The sequence below is a fragment of the Lentzea nigeriaca genome (assembly GCF_016907955.1).
Lineage (GTDB): Bacteria > Actinomycetota > Actinomycetes > Mycobacteriales > Pseudonocardiaceae > Lentzea > Lentzea nigeriaca.
In genome coordinates, this window is sequence record NZ_JAFBCX010000015.1 from 37,616 (window position 1) to 57,651 (window position 20,036).

20 protein-coding genes are annotated in these 20,036 nt (G+C 68.3%); 7 read left to right on the forward strand and 13 right to left on the reverse strand.

Annotation, left to right across the window (positions count from 1 at the left end):
• Positions 1–5: 5 nt before the first annotated feature.
• The 9 genes from JOD27_RS35445 to JOD27_RS35485 all read right to left on the reverse strand — a co-directional run bounded on the left by JOD27_RS35445 (position 6) and on the right by JOD27_RS35485 (position 9,080).
• A complete protein-coding gene (locus JOD27_RS35445; protein ID WP_204766700.1) occupies positions 6–3,080 on the reverse strand; it encodes a S8 family peptidase in 3,075 nt (1,024 codons plus the stop codon).
• A gap of 164 nt (positions 3,081–3,244) precedes the next feature.
• Positions 3,245–3,616: an SCO6045 C-terminal-like domain-containing protein gene (locus JOD27_RS35450; RefSeq protein ID WP_307830511.1), complete on the reverse strand. Its 372-nt coding sequence runs from the start codon at positions 3,614–3,616 to the stop codon at positions 3,245–3,247.
• Positions 3,609–4,427, reverse strand: a complete 819-nt coding sequence (locus tag JOD27_RS35455; RefSeq protein ID WP_204766701.1) for an MbnB/TglH/ChrH family RiPP precursor modification enzyme — start codon at positions 4,425–4,427, stop codon at positions 3,609–3,611. Before JOD27_RS35455 ends, JOD27_RS35450 begins: the two co-directional genes overlap by 8 nt.
• Positions 4,427–5,203 (reverse strand): TIGR04222 domain-containing membrane protein, encoded by a 777-nt coding sequence (locus tag JOD27_RS35460; RefSeq protein ID WP_204766702.1) that lies wholly within the window; start codon positions 5,201–5,203, stop codon positions 4,427–4,429. The genes JOD27_RS35455 and JOD27_RS35460 overlap by 1 nt, the downstream gene beginning before the upstream one ends.
• A gap of 23 nt (positions 5,204–5,226) precedes the next feature.
• Positions 5,227–6,069 (reverse strand): TIGR04222 domain-containing membrane protein, encoded by an 843-nt coding sequence (locus tag JOD27_RS35465; protein WP_204766703.1) that lies wholly within the window; start codon positions 6,067–6,069, stop codon positions 5,227–5,229.
• Positions 6,070–6,153: 84 nt separating this feature from the next.
• Complete coding sequence (locus tag JOD27_RS35470; protein ID WP_204766704.1) at positions 6,154–7,047, reverse strand: TIGR04222 domain-containing membrane protein; 894 nt, start codon at positions 7,045–7,047, stop codon at positions 6,154–6,156.
• Positions 7,048–7,297: 250 nt separating this feature from the next.
• Complete coding sequence (gene msrB, locus JOD27_RS35475) at positions 7,298–7,720, reverse strand: peptide-methionine (R)-S-oxide reductase MsrB (protein WP_089953332.1); 423 nt, start codon at positions 7,718–7,720, stop codon at positions 7,298–7,300.
• 92 nt (positions 7,721–7,812) lie between these two features.
• On the reverse strand, positions 7,813–8,103 hold the full coding sequence (locus tag JOD27_RS35480) for a hypothetical protein (RefSeq protein ID WP_204766705.1): 291 nt from the start codon (positions 8,101–8,103) through the stop codon (positions 7,813–7,815).
• 23 nt (positions 8,104–8,126) lie between these two features.
• The gene (locus JOD27_RS35485; protein ID WP_204766706.1) at positions 8,127–9,080 is read right to left on the reverse strand and encodes an asparaginase; all 954 of its coding nucleotides are present in this window, start codon (positions 9,078–9,080) and stop codon (positions 8,127–8,129) included.
• Positions 9,081–9,173: 93 nt separating this feature from the next.
• Here JOD27_RS35485 and JOD27_RS35490 point away from each other — a divergent pair, with 93 nt between their 5' ends.
• Positions 9,174–9,833 (forward strand): GntR family transcriptional regulator, encoded by a 660-nt coding sequence (locus JOD27_RS35490; protein ID WP_239570408.1) that lies wholly within the window; start codon positions 9,174–9,176, stop codon positions 9,831–9,833.
• Between the two features lie 138 nt (positions 9,834–9,971).
• Here the strand turns inward: JOD27_RS35490 and JOD27_RS35495 are convergent, their stop codons facing one another.
• The 4 genes from JOD27_RS35495 to JOD27_RS35510 all read right to left on the reverse strand — a co-directional run bounded on the left by JOD27_RS35495 (position 9,972) and on the right by JOD27_RS35510 (position 13,697).
• Complete coding sequence (locus JOD27_RS35495; RefSeq protein ID WP_204766707.1) at positions 9,972–10,355, reverse strand: SsgA family sporulation/cell division regulator; 384 nt, start codon at positions 10,353–10,355, stop codon at positions 9,972–9,974.
• A 267-nt stretch (positions 10,356–10,622) separates the two neighbouring features.
• The gene (locus JOD27_RS35500; protein WP_204766708.1) at positions 10,623–11,345 is read right to left on the reverse strand and encodes a MaoC/PaaZ C-terminal domain-containing protein; all 723 of its coding nucleotides are present in this window, start codon (positions 11,343–11,345) and stop codon (positions 10,623–10,625) included.
• 15 nt (positions 11,346–11,360) lie between these two features.
• On the reverse strand, positions 11,361–12,530 hold the full coding sequence (locus JOD27_RS35505; RefSeq protein ID WP_204766709.1) for an acyl-CoA dehydrogenase family protein: 1,170 nt from the start codon (positions 12,528–12,530) through the stop codon (positions 11,361–11,363).
• Positions 12,531–12,551: 21 nt separating this feature from the next.
• On the reverse strand, positions 12,552–13,697 hold the full coding sequence (locus JOD27_RS35510) for an acyl-CoA dehydrogenase family protein (protein WP_204766710.1): 1,146 nt from the start codon (positions 13,695–13,697) through the stop codon (positions 12,552–12,554).
• Positions 13,698–13,737: 40 nt separating this feature from the next.
• Between JOD27_RS35510 and JOD27_RS35515 the strand changes: the two genes are divergently transcribed.
• From JOD27_RS35515 to JOD27_RS35540, 6 genes are all read left to right on the forward strand, one after another.
• On the forward strand, positions 13,738–14,337 hold the full coding sequence (locus JOD27_RS35515; RefSeq protein WP_204766711.1) for a TetR/AcrR family transcriptional regulator: 600 nt from the start codon (positions 13,738–13,740) through the stop codon (positions 14,335–14,337).
• A gap of 9 nt (positions 14,338–14,346) precedes the next feature.
• Entirely contained in the window at positions 14,347–15,357 is a 1,011-nt protein-coding gene (gene ligD, locus JOD27_RS35520; protein ID WP_204766712.1) for a non-homologous end-joining DNA ligase, read from the forward strand.
• A 31-nt stretch (positions 15,358–15,388) separates the two neighbouring features.
• Positions 15,389–17,884, forward strand: a complete 2,496-nt coding sequence (locus JOD27_RS35525; RefSeq protein ID WP_204766713.1) for an NACHT domain-containing protein — start codon at positions 15,389–15,391, stop codon at positions 17,882–17,884.
• Between the two features lie 30 nt (positions 17,885–17,914).
• Positions 17,915–18,721: an aminoglycoside phosphotransferase family protein gene (locus JOD27_RS35530; RefSeq protein WP_204766714.1), complete on the forward strand. Its 807-nt coding sequence runs from the start codon at positions 17,915–17,917 to the stop codon at positions 18,719–18,721.
• A gap of 46 nt (positions 18,722–18,767) precedes the next feature.
• Positions 18,768–18,995, forward strand: coding sequence for a DUF8847 domain-containing protein (locus JOD27_RS35535; protein WP_239570411.1), 228 nt, complete (start codon positions 18,768–18,770; stop codon positions 18,993–18,995).
• Between the two features lie 88 nt (positions 18,996–19,083).
• Positions 19,084–19,998, forward strand: a complete 915-nt coding sequence (locus JOD27_RS35540) for a DUF1996 domain-containing protein (protein ID WP_204766715.1) — start codon at positions 19,084–19,086, stop codon at positions 19,996–19,998.
• The last annotated feature ends 38 nt before the right edge of the window (positions 19,999–20,036 follow it).

Below are 20,036 nucleotides of genomic sequence, written 5' to 3' on the forward strand. Positions count from 1 at the left end.
GGGAACTAGCTCACCTTGTAGGCGTGGATCACCGTCACCTCAACGGTGTTGCCCTTGGCGTCCTTCGCCGTGGCCTTCAACGAGGTCCACTTGGCGTCCTTCGGGTGGTAGATCAACGCGCTGTTGCCTGCCACACCAGCGTTTCGCCACGACTTGCCGTCGTCGTGCGAGTACTGCACGCCGGTGATCCGCACCTTGCCCGTGTCGCCCTGGGACTGGGTGACCAGACCGAGGCGCTGCAACGTGCCCGCGGGCACCGCGCCGTTGTCGTCGAGTTTCGGCGCGAACCGCACGACCGAGAGCGGAATGGTGTCGACCACCCCCGGAGTGCCCTTCGACTTGAACGTCCACGCCGCGGACACCTTGGTGCTGAAGTCGAACTGCGAGCTCCGGTCGAGGCTCGCCTCGGCGCGGAAGTCGGCCTCCGGCAGCGGCACGTTCTGGAAGTTGCCGCCGTCGGTCTCGCCGAGCAGCACGCCGTTGCGGTACAGGGCCATCCGGTAACTGTCCACAGTGGAACCACCGCGGCCGTTGCTCGCGTCGCTCAGCATCGGCACGCCGATGAGCATCTGCGTGCCGTTGCGCTGGGCGTACGGGTACGGGGCCTCGGGCAGCGCCGGCGAGAAGATCGGCTGGTTCTCCCGCTCCTGGTAGGTCTTGCCCGGCTCGTACGTGCGGTAGCCGGACATGGCGTCCTCGCGGGCACCGTTCGCGTGATCGATGCTCACGATCGACTGCCAGCGCAGGTCCTCGGTCGTCACGTAGTCGACCGCCTTGCTGCCCGCCGGCACCGGGTAGAGCGCCGAACCGCCGCCGACGCCGTGCACCGACATCGGCAACTCGCCCTTGCTGGCCGTGCTGTCCGCCTTGAGGCCGCCGATGGTGGCCTCCACGCGAGCCAGTTCCTTCTTGCTCGGCGCACGCGTCAGGCCGTTCGGCAGACTGCCGCCGACCGGGTAGGACAACCGGTAGTAGGTGTTGGCGTCGGCCGCGGAGTTGGCGTGCAGCGTCGTGATCGACGCCAGCTCCTTCGGCGAGAGCGGCCCGCCGATCTGCCCCGCGGAGATGCGGTCGAGGCCACCGAACGAGACCAGCCCCGCCTGCACGGTCCTCTCACCGTGCGTGCGCTTCCAGGCCACCTCACCGGCCACGAAGCTACCGGTGGGCTCCGGTGCCTTCACCGACAGCGGCTGCGCCAGCCGCGCGTCCATCTTGATCGTCACGTCACCGGTCAAGTTCACCGTCGGCTGCAGCAGTATGTCCAGGCCGTTCGCCGAGCTGATCGACGAGTCGATCACGTAGGTGCCCTTGGGCATGCGGACCTTCTGGTCGCCGCCGCCGAAGATCGCCTTGAACGCCTCGACGTCCAGACCGTCGACGAACGTCAGCGCGTCCGGCGGGTCCTGCCCGTCGCGGCCGATCATGTCGATCGTGAGCGTGTAGCTCTCCACCTCGCGGTCGATGCCGACGAGGGTGCGGACGGTGTGCGTGCCGGACGTGGCGACGACCTCGCCGGTGTACGCGGCGTCCTGCGTGCCGACGCGGGCGTCACCGGTGACCTTGACGGCCGCGGTGCCCTTGGCGGGAACGGTGACCTTCGAGGTGCTCAGCGAGAGCATGCCCTGCGGCGCACCGCTGGTGAGCTTCACGTCGAGCGTGATGTCCGCGTCGGTCGGGTTGGTGTAGGTGATCGACTTGGTTTCCGGCTTGTCGTCGCCGTGCGGCCACTCGTGCCGCCCGAGGTTCACCGCGACGACGTCGGCGGTCAGCACCTGGTTGATCGCCTTGGCCACGTCGATGCGGCCCGCGCCCTGGTCGAACGCACTCACACCGGGCGTCGGCTTGGCCGTGGTGGCGAGCGCCGACTTGAGCTGGGCCGGGGTCCACTCCGGGTGCTGCTGCTTGAGCAACGCCGCGGCACCGGCCACGTGCGGCGTCGCCATGGACGTGCCGCTCGCCGCCAGGTGGTCGGTGGTGCCGGCCTTGGCGGCGACGATGCCGACGCCCGGCGCGGTCACCTCCGGCTTGAGCCCGCTGTCCCCGGCGCGAGGACCCCTGCTGGAGAACGGGGCGAGGCTGTCGTCGCGGTCCACGGCGCCGACCGACAGCGCGGCCTCGGCCGTGCTGGGGGAGCTGACCGAGCCCGGCGAACCCGAGTTGCCCGCCGCGATGACGAACAACGTGCCGTACTTGGCCGTCAGCTCGTTGACCGCCTGTTCCAGCGGGTCGATCTCCGGGGTGTCGCCGCCGCCGAGGCTCATATTGACGACCTGGGCGCCCTGCTCGGCGGCCCAGCGCATGCCGTCGAGAATCCAGGATTCCTGGCAGCCGTTCTCGACGCAGACCTTGGCGTCGATCAGCTGCGCGCCCGGTGCGACGCCGCCGTACTTCGCTCCCACGCTCGCGACGGTCGAGCCGACGTGCGTGCCGTGGCCGACCTTGTCGGTGTTGTCCGGGTCGGTCGTGAAGTTCTTCTCCGCGATCTGCTGACCCTTGAGATCCGGGTGGTTCTCGTCCACGCCGGTGTCGACGATCGCGACCTTGACGCCCTTGCCGGTGATGCCGCGCTGGTGGGCTGCCGGTGCGCCGATCTGCGCGACGCTGCGGTCGAGGCTCGGCTGCCGGATGCCGTCGAGCCAGATCTTGTCACCCGAGCCGGCCTGGGCCTTCAGCGCCGCCCAGTCGTTCGCCGACCGCGCCCCGAGTCTCGCCTGGCCGTCCACGATCAACGGCATCCGGTCCCGGTAGCCGAACTCCAGCAACGTGGTGACGTCGAAGAGTCTGCGGTCGAGCCGGCCCGCCGCCAGGGGCCCGAACGCGTCCTTCGGGACGACCGTGGTGTGGCCGTCGGTGCCGCGGTGGGTCTTGAAGGTCATGCCCCTGCGACCCTCACCCGGCTGAATCGCGACGACCTGCTGTCCCTGCCCCAGAAGGACCTTGTCGCCGGTGACGAGCGTGATCTCGTCGATCGCCTGTTGTGGACTGGCGTGCCTCGGTGCGGCCGCCGCGGCGGTGGCCGTTCCCGCGGTCAGCGCGAGCGCCGCGAAGGCGGCGCCCAGCACTTTCGCATTTCCGCGCATTCGAATCCCCTCATGGTTCGAAATGCTGCGCGCTGTGGTCCGCGCAGGCCGGAAGGCCTTCTACGGCAAATGAAAAAGGTCCCCCGACCCTTTCGAACGTATCGATGGTGGCGGGGGTCACACAGGGCTGAACGGGCGATTCTTGACGGTGTTGGGTTCGCCCGTCAGTTCGACTGCCAGAACTTCCAGCGCACCTTGCGTTTCGCCGACAGTTCTCCCGCGGCACGGCACCATTCGGCGAACGCCGCGGCGTCCTCGCGCGCGCGTGAGCCCGCGCGACGGGGGTTGTCCAGGGCATACGCGTCGAAGAGCGGCCGGAACCGGTCGCCGAGCTCGTCGGCGACGGCCGGGCCGAGCATCCGCACGATGCCGCGGCGTTTCGACAGCAACGCGCGGCGTTCGACGTCGAGTCGTTGTTCGTCGAATCCCGCCGGAGCCGGTCCGTTCGCGAGCAATGCATTTAGCAGCTCGGCCTGTGCGGCGGCAAGCCTTTCGCGTGCAGCCGAAGGATCATTCCCGTCGACGATTTCAGGCACGGTGTTTCTCCACGACGGCACGGATCGCGGCCAGCTCCGACGCGATTTCGGCGTCGGACGGGTAGTTGTCGTCGCGTTCCAGCAGAACGCCGGGTGGTTTCACCCGCGAGCACAGTTCGTCGAGCACTCCGAGCACTTCCGGCAGCACCGCGTGGGCGTGGGTGTCGTGGTAGACGTCGCCGTGGTCGACGCCGCCGGCCACGTGCACGTAAGCCAGGCGCTCCAACGGGATCTCGTCGAGGAACCGGTGCGGGTCCGTGCCGATGTTGCGGGCGTTCGCGTACAGGTTCGCGACGTCGACGAGCAGCCAGCAGTCTGTCCGCTCGACGAGCTCGGCGAGGAACTGGCCCTCGGACAGCTCGCCGTCCGGCCACTCGAGCAGCGCGGCGACGTTCTCCAGCGCGAGCGGGACCGGCAGGTTCTCCTGTGCCAGCTTGACGTTCGCGACGAGCACGTCGAGCGCGTCCTTCGTGCGCGGCACCGGCATCAGGTGGCCTGAGTCGAGGCCGCCCGCGCGGACGAAGCACACGTGGTCGCTCACCATCGGCGCGCCCACGGCCTCGGCGATCCTGCCGAGGTGCTCGACGCGGCTGAGGTCGACCGGGTCCGCGCCGCCCAACGACAGCGACACGGCGTGGGGGAGCACCGGGATGCCGCGCTCCAGCAGCAGCGTCACCGATTCCGGCAGATGTCCGATATGGAGGTTCTCGGCGACGACCTCGACGAAGTCCACGCCGGGCAGCCGTTCCACGGTCAGGTCGATCTCCGAGCGCCAGCCGATGCCGACGCCCAGGTCCGTGATGCCCGCCATCAGTCGCCTCCTCCTCCGCCACCGCCGCAGCCTCCGCCACCGCAGCTGCTGCCACCCGACGAGCAGCCGCTGCTGCTCGAAGAACAACTACTGCCACCACATCCGCTGCCGCAGCTGCTGCAACTCGACCCGCAGCCGCCACCACCGTCCGAAGAGGACCGGCGCTTGCGGTTCTGCTTGAGCGGCAGCATCTTGACGATGCCCTGGGAGAGCTCGAAGAGATCCGCGACGGCGTGGCCGTTCACCTTGCCGCAGAAACCATAGAGCGCCACCGCGTGCACCCGGTCGGTCGCCGCCACGTGCCGCAGAGCCTTCGCGCCCGCCTCGGTAACGGCTTTGCGTCCGCGCTGCCACACGAAGAACAGCAGGGCGATCGGCACTCCGAGGAAGAACGCCGGTGCCGTGAAGCCGAGCACGACCAGCACGATCGCGACCGCGAGCGAGAACCACCACCCCTCGTGGCGGCGGCGGGGCTGCTGCATCAGCTTCTGGTCGAGCAGATGCTGGTGCAGCCTCTTCATCTCCGTGCTGTACGCGGTGGACTGCACGACCGTGTCGAACCGGGCGCCGGTCCGGGCGTAGCTCAGGGTGCGCCGCTCGAGCTCCGTGAGCGCGCCGTGGTCGCCCAGGTGCACAGCCGAAACGAGGCCCTGCCGCGACACCCGCACGAGGTCCGCGTCGATCAGCCGCGCCAGCGCGGTCTCGGCGGCACGGCCAGGACCCGCGGTGAGGTAGCCGATCTCCTCGGGAGAGAGCCGCGTCCCCAGGGATGTCACCGGTGTGACCATGAGTTTCCCCCTCAACTGCTGGAAGAACTGCTGCAGCTGCTGCTACTGCTGCTGCAGCTCGAACTGCTGCAGCTACTGGAAGAACTGCCGCAGCTACTGCTGCTGTTGCAGCTGTTGCCGGAACAACTACTGCTGGAACAACTACTGCTGGAACAGCTGCTGGACGAGCAGGAGGACGACGCACAGCTGTGGTCGTAGCTGCTGCTGCAACCGCTGCCGCACCCGCCACCGTCCGAACGCGACTTCCTCTTGCCGTGGTGGTGGCGCATCGGGGCGATGCCCATCCCGACCCGCAGTCCGTACAACGCCACGGCGTCCACCCGGCCACGCGGGTTCCTCCGCGCGTACCCGAGGACGCCCTTGCCGATCGGCGTGAGCATCTTCTTGTCGCGCATCAGGAACGCCACGAACCAGGCGACGATCGTGACGGCCAGCAGGTTCCGGTCCCAGAACAACCCGGCCGCGAGGAACGCGATGCCGAGCAGCACCAGCAGGACCCGGACCGCCGCCACACCGCCGCGTGTCTTGCCCCACTGGCGGCGCACCACCGCCTTGTCGACGAGGCTCCGGCGCAGCGCATCCATCTCCTGGCTGTGAGCCGTCGGCCCCACCACCAGGCCGATCGGACGGCCCACCCCGCCCAGCCCGGCGAGGATGTACGCCTCCAGCGCGGTCGTCGCGCCGTAGCCGTTCTGGTGGACGGCGGTCACGAGCCCCTCACGGGAGAACCGCACGAGACCGCCGTCCATCAACCGGGCCAGCGCGACCTCCGCCGCCCTGCCCGGTCCCCCTGCCAGGAACCCGATCTCCTCCGCGGTCCAGGTCGCCTGGTGCGGTGTCGAAGACTTGGCCATCAGCACTCCCCTTCACTGGAGCCAGTGCATCTTCGACGTGAGATCTCCCCCTGGGTTCCTGGCGTTACCTGAATCAGACCGGAATCAGCCGCCCCCGCCGCAGCCTCCACCGCAGCCGCCGCCCCCGCCGCAACTGCTTCCGCAGGAAGAGCCGGACGAACACGAGGAAGAGCTCGACGAGCACGCGCTACCGCTGTAGCCGCCGGAACTACCGGCCGACGAGGCGAGCAGCGAGCTGCGCACCGCCAGGTCCGGGTACACCGCCAGGCCACCGAAGAGAACCAGCCCGGCCGCGCCCGCGTACAGCGCCTCGTCGGACGTGGCCGCCCTGCTGCCCGTGGTGCGCGCCTCGTCGAGCACGCGGTTCCCCTTGGAGGTGCGGATGTGCGTGCCGCGCCGCGTGAGGAGGAACAGCAGCACACCGGTGATGAAGAGCTGCAACGTCAGCCAGCCGACGGGCGCGGCGATCGCGAGGCCGTTGATCCAGCGCACGACACCGATCGCGAGCAGCACCCACAACGCGACGGATCCCTTGCGCAGAGCGCTCTTCGCGACGTCTGGATGGACAACCAGGCCCATCTCCTGGAGCCTGCGGCCGATCGCGAGGACCACTTCGTCCTTGGCGACGGACGGGATCATGAGCTTGACGGTGCGGTTGGTGTAGCGCTGGCTGTCGGTGACGACGGCGCGGTCCACCGGGTTCGACGAACTCGAGGTGGAGGTGACCTGAACGGTGCCACGCCGTGAAGTGCGAAGCTCACCCGAGGTGAGCAACCGCGCGATGGACGTCTCGACCACGCGCCTTGGACCGCCCGCAAGATAGGCGAGCTCGTCCATGTCCAGGGAGCGCACGGGCTGAGTGCTGTGCCTCGCCCGCACGCGGACCCGAACGATGATCGCGACCAGCACCGCAAGCGCCAGCCCGATCCAGTACAGCTGAAGGAACTCAGGTCCGGACAATCCCCAAGGCCTCTGCATGCGACCCACCCCCTGACTGCCCCGAAAATGCTTCGGTGGCGTCCATGGTGTGGTCCGGGCCACATGCCCGCAATGCTTGTTGACGAAGCCTTAGGGTTGTCCGTCTTCTGTCAATAAGTGCTGGTTATGGCAGCTTTTCAGCTGGACGAGCCGCCATCGACTCCGCTGGAGCCTTCGCCGTCGGTACCGAAGAAGATCATTACGCCTCCCAGGTCGGGGTCCGGTGCGACCGGACTCGGGACTCAGTCTCCTATTCGGACGGAACGAGTTTCAAGGAGACGGAGTTGATGCAGTACCGCTGGTCCGTCGGCGTGGGATACCCCTCACCTTCGAAAACATGCCCGAGGTGGCTGTGGCATGTGGCACACAACACTTCGACGCGGGTCATGCCGAGCGTGCGGTCCTCACGCAGGATGACAGAGTCTCCGGCCAGCGGCGAGAAGAACGACGGCCAGCCGCAGTGCGAGTCGAACTTGGTGTCACTGCGGAACAGCTCAGCTCCACACGCACGGCACTCGTAGACGCCCTCGGTCTTGGTCTCGGTGTACTCGCCGGTCCACGGACGCTCGGTGCCTGCCTGGCGCAGCACCGCGTACTCGGCGGGGTTCAGCTGGGCGCGCCATTCCTCCTCGGAACGCACGACTTTGGGGGTGGCGCCGACAACAGGTTCCATGTCCCTTTATAACGCGGGCACCCGTGCGGGGCTTCCCGGCGAACGCCGCGCGGGTCCCGTCGTAACACGTGCGTAAGAAGTTCTCGTTTGGCTCAGAAGATGATGCTGAGGATGTCGCCCAGCGCGAACCAGATCGTCAGGATGACGCCGAGCAGGATCAGCCCGACGACGATGACGGCCACCAGTCGCTGATGGCCCGTGGTGCGGTTCGCGGAGTCGGCGAAGTCCTGGACGCCCTCGAGGTAGCCCTCGACGGTGTAGCCAGGGCGTTCCCGCTTCATCCGGTCGAGGTGCTCGGCGAACGCCTGCGTCTCGGGGTCGTGCGGGTCGAGGCCGATCAGCTCCTCCTCGAACCTCTCGCGCTCGTCCTTCGAATCGCCCATAACGCTCAGCGTAGTGCCAGACCTCAACTCGCCAGCGCGAGTGAGGGCTTGACGGCACCGACCGCGCGGCCGTGGCCGAGGACCGGAACCGTGGCGAGGTCCTCGACCTTGCTGGCGTCCACGCCGAGCCGCTTGAGCACCGCCACGATGACGACCGCGCGGGCGCGCGACGAGCCGTCTGCGATCTTCAGCGCGACACCCTCACCGCTGGGCAGGCCGACGGCGTAGACACCTTCGGCGCCGTCCTTCGCGATCACGCCGGGCAGCGCGTCCATGAGGGCCGTGACGTCACGACCGGTGCCGCCGACCCACTGCGGGTAGGCGTTCATCGCGGCGGCGACGCGGTGTTCCAGCGTGCCCTCGGGCGCGGAGGCCAAGCGGCCGAACGCGCGCGCCAGGCCCGTGAGGCTGATGGCGAAGATCGGGGCCCCGCAGCCGTCGACGCCGACCTGGGCGACGGGCTCGCCGGCGACGTCCTCGATCGTCTCGCGCGTGGCGACCTGCAGCGCGTGGGTCGGGTCCAGGTAGTTGTCCGTGGGCCAGCCGTTGACGACGCAGGTGGCGAGCATGGCGGCGTGCTTGCCCGAGCAGTTCATGTACTTCGGAGCGGCGGACAGGCCGCGGGCGAGGTGCTGGGCGCGGGCCTCGTCGCCGAGTGGGAGGTCGGGCGTGCACTGCAACGCGTCCTCGCCGAGACCGGCGGAGGCCAGGATCCGCAGCGCGCCCTCGACGTGGAAGTCCTCGCCCGAGTGCGAGGCGCAGGCCAGGGCGAGCAACTCGCCGTCGAGGTCGAGTCCGCTGCGGAGCATCGCGAGGGCCTGCAGCGGCTTGTTGGACGAGCGCGGGAACGCGACGTCGTCAGGCCGGCCGATGGACAGGCTGGCGGTGCCGGACGCGTCGGTCGCGACGACGCTGCCGTGGTGCACGGATTCCAGGAAGTCGCCCCGCCAGACCTCTGCCACAACCTCGTGTCCCATGTCGCCCCTCCCGCAAGCCGTAGAAAACTGCCAACTGTCGACAGTTGACAACATGGATAATGTAACCAGGAGACGGCCGCTGCCGTCCAGAGCATGGAGACGAACGTGACACCTCCGCTGCACCTCAGTCTGGCCGGACAGGCCGTGGACGTCTTGCGCGAGCAGGTGCTGACTGGGGAAATCCCTCCAGGTTCGCGGGTCAACGAGGTCGAGGTGGCCCAGAAGCTCGGCATCAGTCGCGGGCCGTTGCGCGAGGCGATCCGGCACCTGGCGTCGGAGGGCCTCCTGACGCTCGTGCCACACCGGGGCGCGTTCGTGCCCGCCGCGGACTCCGACGAGGTCAAGGCGTTGTTCGAGCTGCGCACGGCCCTGGAGTGCGCAGCGGCGGAACTCGCGGCGTCGCGCCGCACCGACGTCGACCTGGTGCGGTTGCAGGAGGTGTGCGCGGAGAGCCGCCGCAACTACCGGGCGGGGCAGCCGTTCCCGTACCGGCTCGACCTCGCGTTCCACCAGACGCTGATCGACGCGGCCCGCAGCCCGCGCATCGCCGAGCAGGTCCGGCTCGTGCAGCAACGGGTGGTGCTCCTGCGCAGCGCCCTGGAGGACGACCCGTCGCACCAGCACGCGTCGATGGACGACCACGACGAGCTCGTCAAAGCCATCGCGGACGGGGACGCGGCCACGGCGTCGACCGTGATGCGGCGGCACCTCTCCCGCGTGTGTGCGCAGATGCTGACGAGCCTCGACCACTGACTTCGGTGGTATGACGCGGCCGTCGACGGGGTGGCCGCGGCCACGCAGCACCGAGTGCGCGCGCTCGCGGAGTCGGAGGGCTACGAGTCACCTGGCATGACCAGGTTGCAACAGGAGCTGACGATGGCCCTGCGGCTGTCAGCGTAGGACCGTGTCGAGGAACGCGTCGGCGTCGAACCGCTCCGCACCGGACGGCACGAGCCGGTAGCTGGCGTCGAGGAACTTCCGCAGCGTGCCCGTGGCCAGCCGGAACACGGTGACGTGCCGGTCGGAGATCAGCTCCAGCACCAGTGTCCGCCCGGCGGCCGGCCGCACCCGCACGTCGCCGATGCCCGCCATCTTCGTCATGCCCTCGGCGAGCAGGTCCCTGCCCATGATCCAGGTCGCGACCGCACCACCGGCGTGGAACTTCATCGTCACCGCGAACGGGTCGTCCGCCTGGTAGAGCAGCTCGGTCTCCACTCCGACGGTGCTGCCGTCCGGGCGGACGAAGTCGAAGACGGTGCGTGATGCGACCCGCATCGGGACTCCCTGAGGTGTTCGTTTGTGTTCGACAGTTCTCACGCAAACGACACCGAATCGGTTCACGGTGGCTTGTTGCCATTGCGAATTCCCTGCCTGGAGGCCCTGTGCGCACGGGCAGACCTGCAGACCGCGGTCGGTGAGCACCGGCGAGCGTTCCCGCACGGGCTGACCGCGGAGGAGGAGCTTGATCAGGCGTTCGGCGTTGACGTCCGCGCGCCGCAACGGGTTCGCCAGGCCTGCCTCATGGTGCGATCATGCGCACTTTCAGCGGCTGTCCACTTCGGAAAACCGAACCGATCCGATGAGTACCTGCTGATCGCCCACGGACGTGCGGAACTCGCCGGTCGGCCAGTGCTCGATCCGCAGCTCGTCGCCGGGGAACGTCGGCGCGGTGAACCTGGCGTGCAGCTCGGTGAAGTTTCGGCCGCGCACGGTGATTCCGAGCGTGCACAGGCCGTGCAGGATCGGCTTCGGGAACCCCGCACGCCGCGCGAACTCCGGGTCGTGGTGCATCGGATTCACGTCACCGGTCTCGCCGTACCGCAATGCCTGGACCTCCGACGTCTGGAAGTAGCTGACCTCGGCGTCGGTGTCCGGGACGTCGAACGTGCGGGTCTCGCCGCGTTCGCCGCCGAAGCCGCCTTCGCCCTTGACGAAACACGACGAGCGCGTCGAGGCGAAGTCGCAGTCCCACGTGCTGACGACGATCGCTCCCGAACCCTTGTCGTGGATCGCGGTCACGGTCTTGGTGACGACCGCCGAGCCGTGCGCGGGGAGCTTCCGGTGCAGCCACAGCGACTGCTCGGCGTGCAGGACCTGGGTCATGTCGGCGCCGGTCAGCCCCAGCTGCGGGCCGCCGTGCTGCAGCAACGGGATGGCGAACGCGGGGGAGTAGCCGCCCACCGCCGCCGCGTACACCCCGGCGTCGTCGGCCGACCAGGTGCGGACCTGTCGTTCGACGACGCCGAGGATGTCGTGCTGCAGCATTCCCCCAAGATAGAGCTAACCGAGCGTGCCCCGGATGTGAGCGTGGCCCTTGAGGAGGTTGCGGGCGATCGTGCGGCGCTGGATCTCGTCGGTTCCCTCGTAGATGCGCAGCAGCCGCAGCTCGCGGTACCAGCGCTCGATCGGCAGCTCGCGGGTGTAGCCCATGCCGCCGTGGATCTGCAGGACGCGGTCGACGATCTCGTTGGCCTTGATGCCGCCGTAGAGCTTCGCGATGGACTGCGCCTGCCGCGAGTCCTGCTTCTGGTCGACGAGCCACGCGGCGTGCAGCACGAGCCAGCGCAGCGCCTCGATCTCGACGGCGGAGTCCGCGATCATCCACTGGATCGCCTGGTACTCGGCGATGGGCTGGCCGAACGTGACGCGGTTCTTGGCCTGCTCGATCGCCATCTCGACCAGCCGCTCGACACTGCCCAGCGCACGGGCGGGCAGCAGGTAGCGGCCCTGGCCGATCCACTGCATCGCGAGGTGGAAGCCCTTGCCCTCCTCGCCGAGGATGTTCTCGTGCGGCACGCGGACGTTGTCGAACACGAGTGCCGCCGGACCCCACTGGCCCATGGTCGGGATCGGCTCGGACTTCCAGCCCATGTCGCGGTCGACGAGGAAGCACGTGACGCCGCCGTCGGCGCCCTTCTCCTTGTCCGTCACGGCGAACACCATCACGAAGTCGGCCTCGTTGCCCTGCGTGATGAACGTCTTCTCGCCGTTGATGACCCACTCGTCGCCGTCCCTCACGGCGGACGTGCGGATGGCCTTGGCGTCACTTCCGGCGCCGGGCTCGGTGATCGCGAAGCACGACACGCGTTCGCCGGAGATCGTCGGCAGCAGGTAGCGCTGCTTCTGCTCCTCGTTGCCGTGGAACAGGATGTTGTCCGCGTAGCCGCCGAACCGGAAGGGGACGAACGACCTGCCGAGCTCCGCTTCGATGAGCGCGGTCATCATCGCGCCGAGGCCCATGCCGCCGTACTCCTGCGGCGTGAGGACGCCGAAGAACCCGGCCTGCTTGGCCTTGTCCTGCAACGCCTTCAGCTCGTCCTTGGGCAGGCCCGGCTGGCCGGCGCGTTCCCGGCGCAGCACCTCCGGCTCCAGCGGGATGATCTCCTTGCGCACGAAGGTCCGCACCCAGTCGCGGATCTCCTTCTGCTCTTCGTCGAGCGTGAAGTCCATTTCATCTCCTTGAGGAACGCCCTAGAAAAAGGCACTGATGCCCGTCAGCTCGCGACCGATGAGCAGTTTCTGGATCTGGCTGGTGCCCTCGTAGAGGGTGGTGACGCGGGCGTCCCGGAGGTACTTGCCCACCGGGTACTCGTCGATGTAGCCGTAGCCGCCGAAGACCTGGATGGCGTTGTTGGCGACTCTCACGGCGGCTTCGCTGGCGTAGAGCTTGGCCATGCTGGCCTCGGTCCTGAACGGCTGGTCGCGGTCGGCCAGGTCGGCCACGCGCCAGGTGAGCAGCCTGGCGGCGTCGGTCTCCACGGCCATGTCCGCGAGGAGTTCCTGCACGAGCTGGAAGCCCGCGATGGGCTTGCCGAACTGCTCGCGCTCTCCTGCGTACTTGAGCGCTGCCTCGAAGGCTCCTCTGGCGGCGCCGACGCAGCCTGCCGCGACGGACATGCGGCCCTTGTCCAGGGCGCCCATCGCGAGTTTGAAGCCTTCCTCGCTGAGCAGGGCGTCGTGCGGGACCTCGACGTCGTCGAGGGTGATCTCGGCGGTGGCCTGGCCACGCATGCCGAGCTTGCCCTTGATCTCGGTGGCGGTGAAGCCGTTCGTGTCCGTCGGGACGAGGAAGGCACTGATGCCCTTCGGGCCTGGTCCGCCGGTGCGGGCGAAGACCAGCGCCACGTCCGCCCACGTGCCGTTGGTGATGAAGACCTTGCGGCCGTTGAGAACCCAGCCGGTGTCGGACCTGGTGGCCTTGGTGGTGAGGCTGCCGGCGTCGCTTCCCGTGCCGGGTTCGGTGAGCGCGAAACAGCCCAGCTTCGTGCCCGCGGTGAGGTCCGGCAGCCAGCGCTGCTTCTGCTCCTCTGTGCCGTGCTTCGCGATCGACTTCGCGACCAGCCCGAGCGACACCGAGATGATGCCCCTGACGGCGCTGTCGCCGCGCGCGACCTCTTCGAGCACCAGGCAGTAGGCGAGGTTGTCGCCGCCCGACCCGCCGTAGCGCTCGTCGATGCCGAGCCCGAGGAACCCGACCTCGCCGAGCGCGGGGACCAGCTCCCTGTCGATCGCCTCCTCGCGGTCCCAGCGTGTCGCGTTGGGGACGATGCGCTCATCAGTGAAGCGTCGCGCCAGCTCCCTGAGCTGCCGGTGTTCGTCCGAAAGCGTCAAGTCCACGGGCCCTCCCGAATAACCGAACAGTGTTAGGTTAACTCACATGCCCCGGCCGAGCACCCCTCTGCTGAGCCCCGATCGCATCAGGTCGGTGGCTCTGGCCATCATCGACCGCGACGGCCTCGACGGCCTTTCCATGCGCAAGCTGGCCGCTGAGCTGGGCGTTCAGGCGGCCTCGCTGTACGGGCACGTGCGCACCAAAGATCAGCTCCTCAACGACGTCGCGTCGTCGATCCTGTCGTCCGTCGACGTCTCGGGCTTCGACGTCGACTGGCGCGAAGGCCTGCTCCGGTGCGCGCGCTCGTACCGTGCGGCGCTCTCGTCGCACCCGAACATCGTCCCGTTCCTCGCCTACGGCCCAGCCCGGCGTGACGAGTCGCTGAAGCGGCTCGACGTGGTGCACGGTTCGCTGGTCGACGCCGGCTGGTCGCGCCGCGAGGCCACGATGATCGCCGCGGGCCTGATGTACATCGTGTTCGGCTCGGCCCTGTCGTCGTTCTCCAGCGGCTTCTCCGCCGACCCCGCCGACTACTCCGGCCGCTACCCGCACCTCGACCGCGCCCACCTGCTGCCGGGTGTCGCCCGCGAGCTGGACCGCGACAGCTTCGAGCTGGCGCTCGCGGCGTTCGTCCGCGGCCTCTAGTGTTCTGGCGTGGCTGCTGCGAAGTCGAAGGCGATCGAGCTGGAGGTCGGTGACCAGCTCGTGCGGGTGTCCAACCCGGACAAGCCGTACTTCCCCGCGCGGGGCATCACCAAGGGGCAGGTGGTCGAGTACTACCGCACTGTCGCGCCCGTGCTGCTGTCGGTTCTGCGCGACCGCCCCGTGGTGTTGAAGCGCTACGTCGACGGCGTCGAGGGTGAGGCGTTCTACCAGAAGCGCGTGCCCAAGGGTGCGCCTGACCATGTCGAGACCGTGACCGTGCGCTTTCCGTCGGGCCGTCCCGCCGACGAGATCTGTCCGACCTCCGAAGCCGTGATCGTGTGGGCGGCCAACCTCGGCACGTTCGACTTCCACCCGTGGCCTGTCCGTCGTCCTGATGTGGATCATCCGGACGAGCTGCGCATCGACCTGGACCCGCAGCCGGGCACCGGCTTCTCCGACGCGGCACGGGTGGCGTTGGTGCTGCGCGAGGTACTGGACGACGCCGGTCTGGTCGGCTATCCCAAGACTTCCGGCGGGCGCGGCATCCACGTCGCTGTGCGGATCCGGCCCGAGTGGGACTTCGTCGACGTGCGGCACGCGGTGATCGCGCTGGCTCGTGAGGTGGAGAAGCGGGCGCCGTCGCTGGCCACTTCGGCCTGGTGGAAGGAAGAACGAGGAGAGCGCGTCTTCATCGACTTCAACCAGGCGGCTCGTGACCGCACGATCGCGTCCGCCTGGTCGGTGCGGGGGACTCCGCGGGCGACCGTTTCGACTCCGGTGACATGGGATGAACTGTCCACTGTGGACCCGGACGACTTCGACGTGCTGACCGTGCCGAAGTACCTGGAGGAGCGGGGGAATCCGCACGCGGCGCTGGACTCGGAGGCGTTCGGGATCGAGACGTTGCTGGAGTGGTACGCCGCTGATCCACGCGGCGAGATGCCATACCCGCCGGACTACCCGAAGATGCCGGGCGAGCCGATGCGGGTGCAGCCGTCGCGCGCTCGCAAGCAGGAGTAACGGTCACCCGTTTGGTGCCGATTCAGCTCAGGTGACAGCGATCACGACCGTCGTCGCCGGCCTGGCCGAGACCGCCGTGAAGTGGGTGCGGGACTCTCCGGTGCCGATGTCGAAGCTCGCGCGGCGGCGCATCGAGGGCTACCTGAGCGGTCCTGACTGCGCCTCCCTGCTGGAACTGCTGTGCCAGCTCGAACACACCGAGCGCGGATTCTTCCGTCAGGCCGCGGAACGCGGAGCGCTGGCCGAGGCGTTCCGGCGGGAGTTCCAGCGGGCTGTCCGCCGGGAGAGTCAGGAGTCCCACGACTTCGCGTCCTCGCTGTGGGGCGTGATCGAGCAGAACGCGTCGTTCCGCACCGTCAACGCCCGTGACCGGATCCGGATCAAGGTGACCGGCCCGGATCGCCCGATCGCGGAACGGCTCGCGCTCGCGCTCGACACCGGCCGACGTGCGGAGTCGCGTGAGACGGGCTCGCTGATCCGCACGGCGATGGCGCGCGCCTACGACCGCATGATCATGCCGCACTCGAAGGCGGACTTCCGGTTTCCGCTCGAACAGATCTACGTGCCCCGCAACCTCAGCCTCAACGACGACGTCCGCGGCGAGGACGAGGTGGTGGACCGCCGGTTCGTCGTGGTCGGAAACCCCGGTGCGGGCAAGAGCACCTTCATCCGCCGGCTCCTGCACCGCGCGGCGTTGGTTCCGCTGCTGGTGCAGCTCAAGCAACATCAGCGGATCGACGACGACTTCGTCACGATCATCGTCAAGGAGTTGCGGCCGCTCACCCAGCGGGTGGTGCCACGCCGGCACGTCGCGGACCTGCTGGACGCGGGCGAGGCCGTGGTCGTCTTCGACGGGCTGGACGAGGTCGGCGACATCCAGGCCCGGCGTGCCGCGGTGGCGGCGATCGAGGCGTTCGCGGCGCGCTTCCCGTTGGCGCGCATCGTGGTGACGTGCCGTCAGGAGAGCTACCCGGTGGCCACGCTGGACAGCACGATGTTCCCGGTGTACCGGCTGCCCGACTTCGACCGCGGGCAGGTCGAGCAGTACGCGCGCACCTGGTTCACCCTGGTGTACGCGGAAGGCCGCGCGGACGCGTTCTTGCGCGACAGCGAACACGTCGAGGATCTGCGGTCGAACCCGTTGTTGCTTTCGCTGCTGTGCATGCTCTATCAGACCGAGGGTTACATTCCCGAGAACACGGCGGACGTCTACCGCGACTGCGCCGAACTGATGCTGGTGCGGTGGGACGCGATCAGCCAGGTGCCGTCGGTGATCCGATCGGTCAAGCTGGCGAAGTTCCTCGTGCAGGAGTTGGCGCAGCACTTCTTCTTCGCGCTGGACGGTCAGGGTGATGCGGGCGAGAAGACCTTGGTGCGCCTGGTGGTCGCTCATCTGCGGGAGCGTGAGGAGGAACATGCTCGGTCGTACCACCAGCAGGCCCAGGACTTCCTCGACTACTGCGCGGAGCGGGCGTGGGTGCTCACCCAGGTCGACACGTCGCTCGATGGCGAGCGCAGGTTCGGCTTCACGCACCGGACGTTCATGGAGTACTACACGGCGTGCTACGTGCTGCGCACCCGTGAGACCGCGGACGAGATCGCCGACTGCCTGCTGCCAATGATCATTTCTGGCAAGAGTTCCGTGGTGCCGCAAATCGCGTTGCAGATGTACGACATGAACCGTGCGGACGGCGGTGATGCGTGCGTGCGGTCGATGCTGGAACTCGCGGAGCTCGAACCAGCTGAAAAGGACGAGATCCAGGTCCTCCGGTTCTGCGTGGGCTTCCTGCAGCACAACAACCTGCGCAGAGCCACGTCGGAGGCGTTGCTCGAACGCGCCTTCGAGCTGTTGGGCAGGACAGGGGACGGCGACCTGTTCGACGCTCTTCTGACCGTGCAGCAAATGAAACGCACCATCACCACCGTGGCGGTGGCCGTGCTGGCGCGCACCGCGTCGGAGCTCGGCTCGGACCTCCGGCTGGGAGCAGGCCTGCTGGCGCCGGTGCTGTCCGTCGAGTATGAGGTCGCGCTGGGGCGGGTGCGGCACGGTTTCGGCTACCGGCACGAGGTGTTCGAGAAGACCTATGGTGCGGCGACGTGGATCTACGCCGCAATGCCCCTCGACAGCGGGAACTTCGTTCCGGGCCCTCTGGTCAAGAAGATCGGCGACGGAGGTCTCGATTCCAGGAGCCTGGAGCGGCTCCTCGCGGTGTGGGCCGGCGTGGTGCCGATCCCTGCCTCGGTGGTGCCGTCGATCGTCGAGGAGCTCAGCCGCGCGGACCTGACCGACGTGATGGACGGCTTGTACGGGTTCGACGGCCTGCGCGCGGTCATCGCGGTGGTCGCGGCTGCGGCGTTCGAGGCTGGAGTGGCGTGGCGTATTCCTGAGCCTCCCGGTTCTTCCAGAGCGGAGTTCGGCACGGTGCTGCAGCGCTACTGCGGTGATCGCGATGAGTTGATGGAGGTACGTCGTCTGCTCGACCTGTGGGCACGCGGCGAGACGTCGTTCGTCGACTTCGGCCGGTAATTCGGTTGCCCGCCGGGCGAGGATCGCGGCATGGAGCCCGACGGTGAGCTGTTGCGCGACCGGCTCGGCCTGCGGGGCGGCGTCGTGCGGTTCGAGGACGGCTCGCTGCCCGTCTTCGCCATCGGTGACGACCTGGTGCTGAAGCTGTGGCCGCCGGAGCACCACGACGAGGTGGCGACGGAGGTCGCGGTGCTGGAGGCGGTGCGCGGCAGGCTGCCGGTGCCGACGCCGGAGCTGCACGACACGGGGATGCTCGACGAGTGGGCCTACGTGCTGATGTCGCGGCTGCACGGCGAGGAGCCGAAGGTGCCGGACGTCGAGGTCAGCGCTCAGGTCGGCGAGATGCTCAAGGCGTTGCACGAGATCGCGCCGCCGGAGGTGCTGGGGCCGGGGGACTGGGCGGCGTTCGTGGCCGAGCGGCGCGCGAAATGCGTTGAACAGCAACGGAAGCACGGGCTGGGCGAGTGGTGGCTGGAGCAGATTCCCGAGTTCCTCGACGGTGTGGATCTCGGGGAGGCGGAACCGGTGTTGCTGCACACCGAGGTGATGAGCGCGCACCTGTTGCGGCAGAACGGGAAGCTGTCCGGGTTGTTCGACTTCGAGCCGGCGATGCGCGGGGCGTTCGAGTACGAGTTCGTCGGCGCGGGGATCTTCGTGACCAAGGGCGACCGGCGGTGCTGGAAGGCGATGGTCGACGCGTACGGGCGGACGCCGGAGCCGCGGCGCGTGATGGCTTACACGCTGTTGCACGTGTACAGCAATGTGCCGTGGTTCATGAAAGACCTGCCGCAGGCCGACACGCTCGACGAACTGGCCGTTCGGTGGTTCCGCGAGTGAGCCAACCGGCTGTATCGGAGGCTGATCCAGCCGCCGACCTCGTAGAATGAACAGAACGCGAGAGGAGGTCGCCATGTCCCAGCCCTATGTGGTGCGGTACGTCGGCGGTCCTCTCGACGGCCGGGTCGACTCGCTGCCGTCCACGCCGGAGGACCCGAAGCAGATCGTGACGTACGTGCATCTGCACGGCGGGCCCAAGATCGTTCACATCTACGAGCTGTCGTACGCGGTCGAGTACGGGTGCGAGTACCGGCTGCGCGCCGAAGAGGCCTGAGCAATCCTTACGTGGACACGTCCGGTCAAGAGGGTTTACCGTTTGTCATGAGAGCGCTCTCACACACTGTGGTGCGAGAGGAGATTCCATGCACGTGCGGATTCGAGGAGCTATCGGCATCGCGGCAGTAGCGGTGTCGCTCGTGGCGGCGGGGCTCGTCATGGCGCGGCCCGGGGTGTCCCACGCGGGGCACGGGTACGGCTACAGCGCCGAACAGGCGCGGGCGATGGTCGAGCAGCAGGCTGTACCGGGGTCGGAATTCCGGGCCACCTGCGCGGCCAGTCATCGCAGGCAAGATGACCCGATCGTGTTTCAGAACCAGCCGGGTGTCTCACACATGCACGAGTTCTTCGGCAACCGGACGACGGATGCGCAGTCGACGCTGACGTCGCTGAGGGCCGGGATGACGAACTGCAACCCGGTCTCGGACAAGTCGGCGTACTGGGTGCCCACGCTGTACAAGAACGGGCAGGCCGTCGCGCCCGACAGCGTGACGATCTACTACCAGGGCATCCACGACAAGGAGAAGGCTGTCGCGCACCCGCAGGGGCTGCGGTACGTCGTCGGCAACTCGAAGGCGACGTCGCCGGAGCAGAACCCGGCCGCGCGGTGGTCGTGCACCACGCAGTCGCCGTCCAACCGCGACTTCCTCGCCTGCCCTCCCGGCACCAAGGTCGAGACGTATCTGGACTTCCCGACGTGCTGGAACGGCCGAGACCTCGACTCGCCGAACCACCGCGACCACATGGCGTTCGCGGTCGGGCTGGTCTGTCCCGCCTCGCATCCCGTGGTGGTGCCGCGGCTCGAGTTCCTGATCACCTATCCGGTCAACGGCACCGGGTTGTCCTTGGGAGGCACGCTCGACGGGGTGAACGTGACCAGCGCGCCCGGTTACACGTTCCACGGTGACTTCATGAACGCCTGGGACGCGGCGGAACTGCAGCGGCGGGTCGAGAACTGCATCAACGCGGGCTACATCTGCGGGACCGACGGCAATCCGTGAAACGATCTTGCTGCCTACCCGGTGCTCAGAATTGTCAG

Excerpts from the sequence above, each read along its gene's own strand:
- JOD27_RS35445 (WP_204766700.1), bottom strand. The coding sequence starts at position 3,080 with ATGCGCGGAAATGCGAAAGTGCTGGGCGCCGCCTTCGCGGCGCTCGCG.
- JOD27_RS35455 (WP_204766701.1), bottom strand. The coding sequence starts at position 4,427 with ATGGCGGGCATCACGGACCTGGGCGTCGGCATCGGCTGGCGCTCGGAG.
- JOD27_RS35465 (WP_204766703.1), bottom strand. The coding sequence starts at position 6,069 with ATGGCCAAGTCTTCGACACCGCACCAGGCGACCTGGACCGCGGAGGAG.
- JOD27_RS35470 (WP_204766704.1), bottom strand. The coding sequence starts at position 7,047 with ATGCAGAGGCCTTGGGGATTGTCCGGACCTGAGTTCCTTCAGCTGTAC.
- msrB (WP_089953332.1), bottom strand. The coding sequence starts at position 7,720 with ATGGAACCTGTTGTCGGCGCCACCCCCAAAGTCGTGCGTTCCGAGGAG.
- JOD27_RS35480 (WP_204766705.1), bottom strand. The coding sequence starts at position 8,103 with ATGGGCGATTCGAAGGACGAGCGCGAGAGGTTCGAGGAGGAGCTGATC.
- JOD27_RS35485 (WP_204766706.1), bottom strand. The coding sequence starts at position 9,080 with ATGGGACACGAGGTTGTGGCAGAGGTCTGGCGGGGCGACTTCCTGGAA.
- JOD27_RS35490 (WP_239570408.1), top strand. The coding sequence starts at position 9,174 with ATGGAGACGAACGTGACACCTCCGCTGCACCTCAGTCTGGCCGGACAG.
- JOD27_RS35495 (WP_204766707.1), bottom strand. The coding sequence starts at position 10,355 with ATGCGGGTCGCATCACGCACCGTCTTCGACTTCGTCCGCCCGGACGGC.
- JOD27_RS35500 (WP_204766708.1), bottom strand. The coding sequence starts at position 11,345 with ATGCTGCAGCACGACATCCTCGGCGTCGTCGAACGACAGGTCCGCACC.
- JOD27_RS35505 (WP_204766709.1), bottom strand. The coding sequence starts at position 12,530 with ATGGACTTCACGCTCGACGAAGAGCAGAAGGAGATCCGCGACTGGGTG.
- JOD27_RS35515 (WP_204766711.1), top strand. The coding sequence starts at position 13,738 with ATGCCCCGGCCGAGCACCCCTCTGCTGAGCCCCGATCGCATCAGGTCG.
- JOD27_RS35530 (WP_204766714.1), top strand. The coding sequence starts at position 17,915 with ATGGAGCCCGACGGTGAGCTGTTGCGCGACCGGCTCGGCCTGCGGGGC.
- JOD27_RS35535 (WP_239570411.1), top strand. The coding sequence starts at position 18,768 with ATGAACAGAACGCGAGAGGAGGTCGCCATGTCCCAGCCCTATGTGGTG.
- JOD27_RS35540 (WP_204766715.1), top strand. The coding sequence starts at position 19,084 with ATGCACGTGCGGATTCGAGGAGCTATCGGCATCGCGGCAGTAGCGGTG.